This is a genomic window from Pseudomaricurvus hydrocarbonicus, from assembly GCF_011602365.1.
Classification (GTDB): Bacteria; Pseudomonadota; Gammaproteobacteria; order Pseudomonadales; family Cellvibrionaceae; genus Pseudomaricurvus; species Pseudomaricurvus hydrocarbonicus.
In genome coordinates this window covers 120,093-132,179 of sequence record NZ_JAAONZ010000016.1, presented here as the reverse complement: position 1 = coordinate 132,179, position 12,087 = coordinate 120,093, and the positions used below count along the sequence as shown (strand labels likewise).

Below are 12,087 nucleotides of genomic sequence, written 5' to 3'. Positions count from 1 at the left end.
TAATCGCACCTTGCATAGACTTATTTCAACCAAGCGCACTTTTAATGCAACCTATTTTAAGTGCAGAGCATTTTTAATCCAGGCACTTGGCGTGAATACATCATTCCCAACCATGAGGGCGTAAATCATGAATAACGAAACCACTGATCTCATCATTGTCATGACCAAGGGAATTTACGACGAAGTCTCTTCAGTCGGCCTGACCATTGCCAACGGTGCACTTACTTCTGGCAAAACGGTTGGGCTGTTTCTTACCAGTAGTGCCATTGACCTGGTGCGCAAGAATGGTATTGACCACACACACGTTCAACCCATGGAAAGTCTAAAAAGTTTGCTGGATTCGTTCATTGCCCGCGGCGGCGATGTCTGGGCCTGCCCGCCTTGTACCACCGCTCGGGGCTATGATCAGGACAGTCTGATAGACGGCGTTGTCATCCACGGCGCCAGTGTGATTATGGAGCGTATTGGCAAGGGGGCGGCTACGCTAACCTTTTAACCATTGAGGGAGCTGAAAGCTGCTGACAGTATCCGTATACAAACACATGTCCGGGCCCGCAAAATCTGGTAATTGGAAATCCACGGCCCGGACTGCCTGTCATTGAAGGGTTCCTATAACCGTTAAGGTGAACATGAGCATTTAACTGCAGCAATGCCTTTAAAATAACTGTGGCTTAGCGTATTCCATATCCTATGGGTTAGTGGGACAGCCTGGCAGCTATAGGTTAGTAAAAATGATGTCCCATTATTGAATTTGCCAGACAGGGTTATTGTTTGTGATGGGATGCTTGCGAGAAACTCATGTCCTTAGCTATCCATTTCTGCGCCAGGGTCTCAAACTGTCACCTGTCACCTGTCACCTGTCACCTGTCACCTGTCACCTGTCACCTGTCACCTGTCACCTGTCACCTGTCACCTGTCACCTGTCACCTGTCACCTGATCCACCCATCTAATTTATTCTGTTATTGATAATCACAATCATTTGCTTTAAAGTTTCGGTCGATTTTGGCCCCACAGCCAATAAACAATAGAGAGAGGACGTTAGATTAACCATGGAATCCATTAAATACTCGACCTGTATCCTGTTAGCTTGTAACGCGTTAACGGCAGTTGGTGTATCTGCAGGCAACACGATAGAGGAAGTCGTTGTCTCGGCCAGCCGAACTAACAAGCCGATCACCGCCATTCCCAATACGGTCAAAATCATTGATCGAGATGCTCTGGAGGCGCAACTGGCGCTCAATACCAGCCTTCTTGATGGTCTGAGCTTTATGGTGCCAAGTCTGACACCGGCTCATCAAAAAATGACCAGCAATGGTGTAACCTTGCGCGGCAGGACGCCTCTGTACATGTCCGACGGTGTCCCTCAATCGACGCCGCTGCGCAACGGCGAGAGAAGTGGCTATACGGTGGATCCGGCGTTTATTGAGCGCGTTGAAGTGATTTACGGCGCAAATGCCATTCAAGGAGTAGGAGCAACGGGTGGGGTTATTAACTACGTCACACTGGATGCGCCAGAGAATGGTGATCTGTTGCAAAAGTTTTCGGCCAAATTGACCACGGACAATTTTGAAGATGATGGTTTGCATTACCGGGTGGCAGGCATTGTCGGTAAAAAAGTGGACAACAAGGATATTGTGCTTGGTGTGGCGCACGATGTTCAGGATTTGTACCACGATGGTAACGGTGATCCAGTAGCGATAGATCCCATCCAGGGCGACACCATGGACAGCCGCAGCTGGAATGTATTTCTTAAAGGCGGCCTGGACCTGGATGAAGACCAGCGACTCGAGGCGACGGGCAACTATTTCAAACTGGAAGGCGACGGCGATTATCGGGTTGTTACTGGTGATATGTTGGCGGGCATTCCGGCGACGTCCGAAAGCGGCCAGGAAGACGGCGACCCCACCTATAATAAAGCCACCAATGTCACAATGACCTATAGTCACAGCAACCTGTTGGACGGTGAACTCACCCTGCAGGGTTTTTATTACGATTTTTATGCGCTCTATGGTGGCGGCACCTTTCCCGCATTTCAGGACCCCAGCATTGCCGCGAATGGCACTTTGTTTGATCAGTCCGCTCTCAGCTCAGAAAAATACGGCACCAAGCTAACCTATGTACGTGACAACACCTTCTGGGAAGGGCTGCAGGTCGCGGCAGGACTTGATTATCTGCACGATAAAACCTATCAGGAACTGGCTCAAACCGGTCGTATTTGGGTTCCTGAAATGATTTACAAAGGCTGGGCCCCGTTTGTGCAGCTGGAGCAGCGCCTGGTCGATGACCGGCTGCGGATCTCCATGGGAGCCCGTTTTGAAAATGTTGAACTGGAAGTGCCGGATTTCACCACCGTTGCCGGAGCCAACAGTACGTCTGTGGCGGGTGGCGAGCCTTCCTTCGAAGAGTTGTTGGGTAACTTTGGTGTTGTGTTTGATCTGACAGAAGAGCTCACATTGTTTGCCTCCTATGCCGAAGGCTTCACCATGCCGGATGCGGGGCTGATCTTGCGGGGCGTCAATACGGCCGATCAATCCATCGATTCGCTGATCGATTTGCAACCCGTAGTGGCGGATAACATTGAAGTCGGTGCAAACTTCCGTCGCGGTGGGCTGGATCTGGCCGCCAGTTATTTCTGGTCCGATTCCGATCTGGGTTCACGCATTTTGGTGGTCGACGGTATTGGAGAACTGACCCGTCAGAAAACGGAAATTGAAGGTCTGGAGATTACTGCCAGCTACCGATTTGATTCAGGCATTGCAACCGGTTTGGGTTACAGTCAGCTGGATGGACGCTTTGACAGTGATGGGGATGGGGCTGTCGATAAAGATCTGGATGGTCGCAACATCGCCCCGGATCGTATTAATCTGTACGTCGAAGCGCCTTTCGCAACCGATTGGTACGGCCGCCTGCAATTTTCAAGATTGCTGGATCGCGATTTTGATGGCGGTTTACCCCAGCACGATTTTGAAGGTTATGATTTGTTGGACGCCCTGGTGTCATTCCGGGATGAAGAGCTCGGTAAATTTACCCTCGGTATCGAAAACCTGCTGAACGAAGAGTACATCACCTATTACTCACAGACACTGACTTATGTAAACGACAGTACTTACTTTGCCGGCCGTGGCCGTGCAGTCAGTCTGGGCTGGGAAAAAGCCTTTTAGCGCACGCATCCGAAGTCTGTGTAAAGGTGTCATTAGAAAGCTGCCCGAAACACTGTGGCAGCTTTTTTTATCTGCTTCAAACTTGCCTACAGGGCAGGCGTTTTAAAGGATCATTTACCTCGTTCTTCTGCCTAATCTAAAGCAAACGTCAGTTGTACGCCGTTATTTACAGGCGTCATTCAAAAATTTTCTGAAACCAGATATCGACCGTGAAACCGTAACGGCGTTTGCTTCTTTGAAGGTTTGTCACAAACTCCCCAGCCCGCTCAAGGCCTTGCTGACTTTCAGGTGGCCAATTCCACCCAGCCCAGAATGGGTTTGATGTAGACAAAATCCGTATCCAGTGCTTCTACTCGACGCAGGTCGCCGTGGTTGGGCGGGTCGTAGGATTCCAGCCCTTCCAGCGCCAGATTGGTGGCCATCGCCGGTTTGGAGGTCAACTGGCTGGGGATGGTATGCAAATGCAGCTCTTCTTCGTTCCACATCATGCCTTGCCGTTCTACCGGTGTATTGGCGTGTTGATCGGCAAACACAAACACAGCCGCGGTACCGGCCATTTTTTTGAAAAGCATTGCCTTATTTCTCCTCAGGGAAGCGCAGTAAAAGAGGCTCAGTATAAACATCGGTAAAGGGAGTTCTCTGATGTATATCAATAAAAGGTCAGTGTGGAATAAGGGTGTAGTCTCTTTCTGAAGCAACGTTAAAACACTCAATGAGCTTCACGTTAACCAATTATTTACGTCTCTTCGGAGCGAAATGATAGCTTGGGAAAATAGGTGTCTTTCAATCTGGTGTTAGTAAGACAAGTGTCCGGATACATCCCCGCAGATCAGTTGCAACATCTCATCAAAATAATGGTTTCTTTTCCTCACGAGTACCGCTATCACATTGATGAATCATGCGCAGACTCTTTGTCTTTTTAAACCAGACTCTCTGCTTTCTCACATTCAGTTTTATTATTGTGTATTCGGAAAGAGTTGTACTCTGAAAATACATACAACAACACTAATATACATGCCATATTAGCCGCAGACCGATTTTTTAAATAATAGAAACGGATAGTCTATACTGGGCGTTTAGTGTTTGTTTCTACATTATTACCAAGTGTACTAGGCTAGTGAATAGTTATACCATTGAAAAGTCACACAATCGTTTTACATAACGAACCCTCGTTTTATAGTGAAATTAACGTTAGCTTTGAACGGCAAAGCAACCGATGCCCAATATTCAGCACAGAGAGGCTGAGCCAACAGTTTCATCTGATCCAGTCATCAACAGAGATAGCGGGCTGTTGAAAGTGTTGGTCATTAACGAACCACTAAACCATCTCGCAGAGGCCCGGAAAGGAATCTCTACTATGAAAAAACATCAACTGAACACACTATTCACAGCCATACTGATGGCCCCCTGTTTAACTGCGTTCGCTGAAGATGCCCCGCTGCATCCAAATCGGGAAGCCTATTTTGGTAATCTCCATGTGCATACCAGCTGGTCGTTCGACGGCTACATCAATGGCTCGGTGAACACGCCAGACGACGCCTACCGCTGGGCCAAGGGCGAGGCGATCCCCGGTGGTGGCGATGGTACGCCACTGCAAATCAAGGCGCCGCTCGACTGGTATATTGTCTCCGATCATGCGGAATATCTGGGGGCTCTGCCGTTGATGGCGGATCCCGACAGCCCGGTGAGCAAACACCCACTGGCCGCCGATGTCACGGGCGATGATGCAAAGAAATCCTTTGACGCCTACGGGACGATCAGTAAGGGCATGTACAGCGTGCCGCCCAACGTGGATCCGATTCTTGGGGATCCCGAGCTGGCCAAAACCGTCTGGTCGAAAGTGGTCGAAATTGCCGACAGTCATTATAAGCCCGGCAAGTTTACCACCATGGCCGGTTACGAATGGACTTCGGCACCGGACTGGAGAAACATTCACCGGGTGGTTATTTTTCGAGACAGTGAGCGCGTCCCCGCCGTGCCGTTCAGCGCTCTGGATTCGAGCAAGCCCGAAGACCTCTGGCGCTGGATGGATCAGCAGCGTTCAGCGGGTAACGACCTGCTGGCCGTCCCGCACAACGGCAACGCCAGTGACGGTATTATGTTCCCGGTTGGACGGTCCTTTGGCGGCAGCGAGCTGAACACCGATTACGCCGCTGCGCGCATGCGCAATGAACCGGTGTATGAGATTACCCAAATCAAGGGCACTTCGGAAACCCACCCGAGTCTGTTCCCTAATGATGAGTTCGGCGACTTTGAGCTCTGGGATTACACCCTCGCGCCAACCGCGACAGCCCCGGAACATAAACGAGGCGGTTATGTCCGCGAGGCGCTCATTCGCGGTCTGACACTCGAAAGCCAAGGCAAGGGCAATCCTTTTAAGTATGGCTTCATCGGCGATTCCGACACCCACAACTCCGCATCGACGATCGAAGAGGACAACTACACCGGCAAATTCGGTTTCGAAAACGACCCCAAACATCGCCTACAGGGGCCTCCCGGTACACCGCCTGAGGCCGCACGCCAGGTGAGACAATTCAGTTCCGGCGGGGTGGCGGGGGTATGGGCAGTGACCAACACCCGTGACGGCATCTTTGAGGCGATAAAGCGCAAGGAAACGTTTGCAACCTCGGGGCCGCGGCTCAAGGTGCGTTTCTTCGGTGGGTTTGGACTGAATATGGCGACGCTCGGTGACGACAGCGCTTTGAGGAAAGCCTATACCGATGGAGTGCCCATGGGCGGTGAGCTGGCGTCGGCACCAAAAGATCAGGTGCCCACCTTTATTGTATACGCGGTCAAGGAAGCAGACGGTGCGAACCTCGATCGCATCCAGATCATAAAAGGTTGGGTTGATAAGAGCGGTAAAGAGCAGTCCAAAATCTATGACGTTGCGCTGTCGGATGACCGTAAACCCGGCCCTGAAGGCAAGATTCCTCTGGTGGGCAATACCGTGAATGAAGCCGACGCCAGCTATTCGAATTCCATTGGCGATACTCAATTGAGCGTCTCCTGGAGCGATCCTGAGTTCGACGCTTCTCTGCCGGCGGTCTACTACGCCCGCGTACTGCAAATTCCAACACCGCGCTGGTCTACCTACGATGCGGTACGCCATGGGCTCGAAAGACCAAAGGATTTGCCAGTGAGCATTCAGGAAAGAGCCTGGACTTCACCCATCTGGTATACACCCTAGCGAGTTTAATCTGGAATGACTTAGTGCTAATACTGCTGCTTTAATCCACAGACCTCGCAAGCGACGAAAACGGCACTCCTGGTTAGGGGGCGCCGTTTTTTTTGCGTTTCAGATACAGGCCAGTATTCGCACTGGCGCTAACAGTAATCAAATACACCCATTAAATTAGCGTCCACATGGCAAGCACAACATAGACACCTGATTTAACAGCCCATCATGTTGTCTCAGGGTAGGGGAGGGAGTTTTTGCAAGGAATTTACACAAAGGCATTGGCAGTGATGATTTGATGGATGTACCTGGCGATTTTATTCACGGCTAGAGGTTTTTTCTGTTGCAGCCACCAGGAGATGGTTTCAATCATGGCGGTAACGGTCAGGATGGTAGAAAGTTCTCTGGGTAAATGCGCACCGGCAGGTATGGGGGCCTGTGAGGCCACTTCGCGAGCAATTCTTAATAACTCTTCCTTGACGGTTGACGCGGCACCTCCTGTTAGCAGTGTGGTCCATAGCGTTCGGTGTTTATCGATATACCGACACTGGGCGAGGCAGGATTCCATGGTGTCTTCAGCTTGCATCAACGGAAGGGATAAATCGACCATCCGTTGGATTTCATCAGCGGCCAAAACGTCCAAAAGTTCTTCTTTGGTGGTGTAATGGCGATAAAACGTGGCATGGCCGATGCCGGCTTCCTGAGCAATTTCTCTCACGGAAATCTGATCCAGGGATTTGTGTTCCAGCAGCCTTAAAAAGGCGGCATCGATGGCTTCCCGTGAGCGGGTCTTTCTTGCATCTTCTTTCGGCTGTGTATGGGGGTCGGTTTTTGGTGTCATGGCGGTCTGGAAGTGGTGTGGTTTTTCGCATTATACGGCGTGAACAATAAATGTAAGTTTTTATTTTCAGCGACCTCGTCAATTCGTCGTTGACATCAGGTTGCAAAATTATATGATACACACAGTATCACAGTAAAGGAGCGCATGACCTTCGTCCCCGCTTATTGGCTGCCACAGTATTTATCCACACTAAAATGTAACGACATAAAAATAATCAGGAGCTGCACATGCCCGAAGTCATTGTGACCAAAAGAGACGGTGAACATAGCATCATTGAATTTATGGAAGGGGCGACCCTCATGCAGGCCATGAGTGATGGCGGAGTCGATGAGTTATTGGCCATTTGTGGCGGGGTATGTTCCTGTGCCACCTGTCATGTGCACATCGATCCTGCGTCTGTATCGATGTTGTCACCAATGTCTGAAGATGAACAATTCCTGCTGGAAGGCTCGGAGCATTTCAATGAGTATTCGCGGCTTTCCTGTCAAATACGTCTCACCAATGAACATCACAACCTGAGAGTGACAGTGGCAGAAGAAGATTAACGCTTGCGATGATGGTGAAGTATCGAGCGTAAATTGAATGTGCAGCTGGTTGGTCTTCTGATAGTAAAGACGCGATGGGAGAATGGAACATGAGTGGCAGAAACTTTGTGGAACGAGATTACTTTACCGATTTATCGGTGCTGTTAAACCCCTATGAATATTTTGAAGAAATCCGGGCCCAGGGGCCCGTGTATCAAATGCAGACACACGACGCCCTGTTTGTCAGTGGTTATGATGAATGCATTGAGGTGTTGAGAAACAACCGGGATTTTTCCTCCGCGATCAGCACATCCGGGGCGGCTCAACCTTTGCCGTTTGAGCCTGAGGGTGAAGATATTTCTGAGCAGATTGAAGCGCACCGTGCGGAAATGGACCCCTACGGTCTGGTGGTCACCTATGACGGTGAACTGCATTCGAAAGTGCGCTCCATCGTAAACCGGTTATTTACGCCCAGTCGCCTGAAAGCCAACAAGGAGTTTATGCTCAGTTACTCGGAGATGTTAGTGAAAGCCGCGGTTGCAAAGGGTCGCTGTGAAATGGTCAACGAAATTGCCACGCCCTATGTCACCATGGTGATTGCCGATCTGCTCGGGGTGCCGTCCGAGGACAGGGATAAGTTTAGAGAAGTGATTGACTCGGCCCCCCCGCCGGGTGATATGGAGAGCACGCAAACGGAAGGTCCGTCGCCGCTGGAATATATGGGCATGTTCTTCTTTGGCTACCTGCAGGCGCGACGTGAAAATCCCGGTGTGGATGTGCTGAGCGAGCTGGCAGAATTTACCTACCCGGATGGGTCTCTGCCGGATTTGATCGAGTTGGTGAAACTGTCGACGTTCATGTTTGGCGCCGGCCAGGATACCAGTGCGAAATTGCTCAGTAACGCAACGCGTTTTATCACTGAAACCCCTGGGTTGCAGGATACACTGCGGGCTGATCCCGGTTTGATCCCGGATTTTCTGGAGGAGGTTCTGCGCCTGGAAGGCTCGACCAAGGCAACCTTCCGACTGGCTGTCAGGGACACCAAAATTGGAGGCGTTTCTGTGCCTGCCGGAAAGCGAATTGTGGTAGGACTGGCTGCCGCCAATCGGGATCCTCGGCGCTGGGAACATCCGAACGAATTTCAGCTTAAACGACCTCGTATCCGTGAGCATCTGGCCTTTGGTCGAGGCTCGCACACCTGTGCCGGTGCCCCTCTGGCGAAAGCGGAAGTGGCGGTGATTCTGGAGCATTTTCTCAAGCAGACTGCGCACATTGCGTTGAATGAGGACAAGCACGGCACGCCCGGCAATCGAACATTGAATTACGAACCGAGTTATATCATTCGCGGATTAGCGAATCTCCACGTCGATTTGGTGCCCGCCTAAAAAAACAGGCTCAGGGTTGGGGTTCAGTGTGTGAGCCCCTTGTATTTCTGATTTACCCGGTTTTGTAACGCGAATTAAATCTGGGAGTTAGCAGGTGAAGAAAATGACGGTGCTTAGTTTTAGTGATTATTTAGACATTTGTGAAACCAAGGCGCGCTATTGCCGGGCCCTCGATAGTAAGAACTGGGAAGAGTTTACCGATGTCTTCACCGAAGACTTATTGCTCGATACCGCCCCGGCGGGCGGCTATACCATTCACGGACGTGCAGAGGCGATCTCCAGTATTCGCAGCTCGGTCGAAGCGGCCAACACAGCACACCAGGTGCATTCGCCTGAAATTACATTTCACGGCGACAGCGCCGATGTCATCTGGGCCATGCAGGACCGTATTGTATGGTCAGCCGAACAGACGCAACACAAGGGCAATCCGGGCTTTACGGGATATGGTCACTATCATGAACATTATGTTCGCTGCGCCGATGGCCGTTGGCGCATCCAGCGCCAACAGCTGACACGGCTGTTTCTGGATGTGCACCCGAACCGCGAGGAGTGACGGACATGGCAGAGAATTATTTTAGCGGCGGGGTCGCGGTTGTGACGGGCGCTGGATCCGGTCTCGGGGCGGGCATGGTCGAGCGATTTGCGGCAGAGGGAATGTCCATCGTGGCATTGGATATCGATGGTGTCACAGCTGAAGCTACCGCTCAGCGGATCCGTGATGGGGGAGGCAGTGCCATTGCCATGGCTGTGGACGTCGCCGATCAACATTCTTTGGCCGCGGCTGCCAAGGCGACACAGGAAATGTTTGGTGGCTGTACCGTGGTCTGTGCCAATGTCGGTGTGCAACAGTTTGGCGCCCTGGATCGACTGACCGAGCAGGATTGGCAGTGGGTGCTGGGGGTTAACGTGATGGGGGTCGTGCATACGGTTAACGCCTTTCTGCCGCTGCTGCGCCAGATTGCGGGCCACCGCCATATAGTCATCACCGCATCGTCTGCGTCATTGACCCCGGGTGTGAGGATGGGGGCGTACACCACCAGTAAGTACGCGGTGATGGGGTATGGCGAGACCCTGCGGATGGAACTGGCGGACGAGGGCATTGGTGTGTCGATCATGTTACCGTCGGGCATGATAACCCGCCATCTCGAAAGCAGCATTCAAGCCAGACCATCAGAGCTTGGCAAGACCGAAGTGTGCCGAGAGGACATCGATGTGATGCTGGCGAGCCGCAACATGACCTCGGCAGACCAGGTCGCGACGGTTGAGTACGCCACCCGGCATTTGGTGGAAGATCTGGCGGCCAACCAGCGCTACATCATTACCCATGGTGAGTACCGAGACAGTCTGGTAGCGATCTTCGAGCAACTTTTGCACGCCCACGATCGGGGGCAGGTGGATTGACCGTTGTGATTGTAGGTATGCGCTGGATCACTTTGAGATATTTCTGCAGGCCTAAACGGGCATCTGTTTTCACTGTATGGGTTTAATCTCGGGGTTCCTCACCGGGGTTGTACCAACAGCAAAAAAGATGCCTGTAACGTCGTTACAGGCGAAGTAGCGACGACTGTGTCCGTGATACGGAATGGCCATCCAAACGGCCATCTCAGTTCAGCGACTGGAAAAGCTCCATATCGGCAAAACCATCGGCCTGTAGATTCTGGCTTTTTTGAAAGTCACGGATGGCGCTGTTGGTTTGTGGCCCCAGTTGCCCATCCGCTTCGCCGGCATCAAAGCCTCGGGCTTTGAGTTGTGTCTGTATCTGCACGATCTGATCACGGGTCAGGGGAGGGGTGTCCGGAAGAGGCTGGCGTAACCCCCCCGCACCATTGATGCGGTCCGCCAGCACCCCGACCGAAAGCGCGTAAAACTGCGAGCGGTTCCATTTCATGATCACATGAAAATTATCGTAGGCCAGAAACTTGGGGCCGTCGGCACCGATAGGGACCAACAGTACAGCCTTAACATCAGCATTGGGTAAAGGCGAGCCGTCGGCTTTGGCAACCCCCAGTTGTTTCCATTCACTCAGGGGTCGAACATTATTGATGCCAGCATGATGGTAGGGGAAATCATCGGGCAAATGGACTTCACGGCCCCAGCGCAGTTCTGGTGTCCAGCCCAGTTGCTGGAGGAAGTTGGCCGCTGACGCCAGCGCATCTTTCTCGCTGCGCCACAAATCCACTTTGCCGTCACCGTCACCATCGATACCGTATCTGACGTAGACCGAGGGGATAAACTGGGTTTGGCCGATGGCCCCGGCCCATGAGCCTTCCATGTCCCCAACCTCAAACTCGTAGGTCTGCATCAGCTCCAGGGCTGAGAAGAGTTCACCGGTAAAAAACGTGCTGCGGCGATTGTCGCAGGCGAGGGTGGCGAGGGTATCCAGAATGGGAATCTTGCCGATAAAATTACCAAAATTACTCTCCATACCCCAAAACGACACCAGATACTGTCCTGGCACCCCATAACGTCGTGTCAGCTCCGCCAGAAATTCCCGGTTCTCGCTGAGCAACTTGCGGCCCTTGTCTATGCGAAAGTCATTCACCCGTTTGTTGTAATAACCGGCGAAGGTTTGGACGAACTCAGGCTGGTTGCGGTCGTAGGTGATGGTACGCTCCTGAGGCTTGACCTCTCCAAGCACTGCGACCAGGTGATCAGGGAAACCCCGTTCGCGGGCTTCACCCTGCAAGCGCTGAATACACTGGGGAAAGGCTTCGGTCTGTGCCAGGGCACCTCCCGCCATCAGTGATAACCCCAGAACTGCAATCAAACGACCATAAAACTTACTTTTCATCACGAGCACATAACTCCCACACAGGGATGAATTGAGAGCTTGATTTTATCCCTCTGAGGGCCGATCTTCTAATCCGATTTTGCATTCTGTGATTTCATCTCCCGAGCTTTACACATTTGTTAGCAGTCGATCTCAAATAATAGACAAATAATGGCAATATGGATTTAATTAACGGGTCTATAATTAAGATTATTGATTAGCATTAAATC

The 12,087-nt window shown here is 51.6% G+C and carries 10 protein-coding genes; 7 read left to right on the top strand and 3 right to left on the bottom strand.

Going from position 1 to position 12,087, the window contains the following annotated elements; all coding sequences use genetic code 11:
- The first annotated feature begins 127 nt into the window (after nucleotides 1-127).
- Together G8770_RS17870 and G8770_RS17865 are read left to right on the top strand one after the other, a co-directional pair.
- Nucleotides 128-496 (top strand): DsrE family protein, encoded by a 369-nt coding sequence (locus tag G8770_RS17870; protein WP_167190041.1) that lies wholly within the window; start codon nucleotides 128-130, stop codon nucleotides 494-496.
- 554 nt (nucleotides 497-1,050) lie between these two features.
- Nucleotides 1,051-3,162, top strand: coding sequence for a TonB-dependent receptor (locus G8770_RS17865; RefSeq protein WP_167190038.1), 2,112 nt, complete (start codon nucleotides 1,051-1,053; stop codon nucleotides 3,160-3,162).
- A 284-nt stretch (nucleotides 3,163-3,446) separates the two neighbouring features.
- Here G8770_RS17865 and G8770_RS17860 read toward each other — a convergent pair whose 3' ends face one another.
- Nucleotides 3,447-3,734, bottom strand: a complete 288-nt coding sequence (locus tag G8770_RS17860; RefSeq protein ID WP_208022348.1) for a hypothetical protein — start codon at nucleotides 3,732-3,734, stop codon at nucleotides 3,447-3,449.
- A gap of 785 nt (nucleotides 3,735-4,519) precedes the next feature.
- Here G8770_RS17860 and G8770_RS17855 point away from each other — a divergent pair.
- Complete coding sequence (locus G8770_RS17855) at nucleotides 4,520-6,349, top strand: DUF3604 domain-containing protein (RefSeq protein ID WP_167190035.1); 1,830 nt, start codon at nucleotides 4,520-4,522, stop codon at nucleotides 6,347-6,349.
- Nucleotides 6,350-6,605: 256 nt separating this feature from the next.
- On the opposite strand, the gene G8770_RS17850 is transcribed toward G8770_RS17855, so the two are convergent.
- Entirely contained in the window at nucleotides 6,606-7,178 is a 573-nt protein-coding gene (locus G8770_RS17850) for a TetR/AcrR family transcriptional regulator (protein ID WP_167190032.1), read from the bottom strand.
- A gap of 227 nt (nucleotides 7,179-7,405) precedes the next feature.
- Here G8770_RS17850 and G8770_RS17845 point away from each other — a divergent pair, with 227 nt between their 5' ends.
- The 4 genes from G8770_RS17845 (at nucleotide 7,406) to G8770_RS17830 (ending at nucleotide 10,488) form a co-directional block, all read left to right on the top strand.
- Nucleotides 7,406-7,723: a 2Fe-2S iron-sulfur cluster-binding protein gene (locus G8770_RS17845; protein ID WP_167190029.1), complete on the top strand. Its 318-nt coding sequence runs from the start codon at nucleotides 7,406-7,408 to the stop codon at nucleotides 7,721-7,723.
- A gap of 89 nt (nucleotides 7,724-7,812) precedes the next feature.
- Nucleotides 7,813-9,087, top strand: a complete 1,275-nt coding sequence (locus G8770_RS17840; protein ID WP_167190026.1) for a cytochrome P450 — start codon at nucleotides 7,813-7,815, stop codon at nucleotides 9,085-9,087.
- A 103-nt stretch (nucleotides 9,088-9,190) separates the two neighbouring features.
- A complete protein-coding gene (locus G8770_RS17835) occupies nucleotides 9,191-9,640 on the top strand; it encodes a nuclear transport factor 2 family protein (protein WP_167190023.1) in 450 nt (149 codons plus the stop codon).
- 5 nt (nucleotides 9,641-9,645) lie between these two features.
- Nucleotides 9,646-10,488 carry an SDR family NAD(P)-dependent oxidoreductase gene (locus G8770_RS17830; RefSeq protein ID WP_167190020.1) on the top strand — a complete coding sequence of 281 codons (843 nt, stop codon included), beginning with the start codon at nucleotides 9,646-9,648 and terminating at the stop codon, nucleotides 10,486-10,488.
- Nucleotides 10,489-10,690: 202 nt separating this feature from the next.
- Here the strand turns inward: G8770_RS17830 and G8770_RS17825 are convergent, their stop codons facing one another.
- Nucleotides 10,691-11,878, bottom strand: coding sequence for a lytic murein transglycosylase (locus tag G8770_RS17825; RefSeq protein ID WP_167190017.1), 1,188 nt, complete (start codon nucleotides 11,876-11,878; stop codon nucleotides 10,691-10,693).
- Nucleotides 11,879-12,087: the final 209 nt, after the last annotated feature.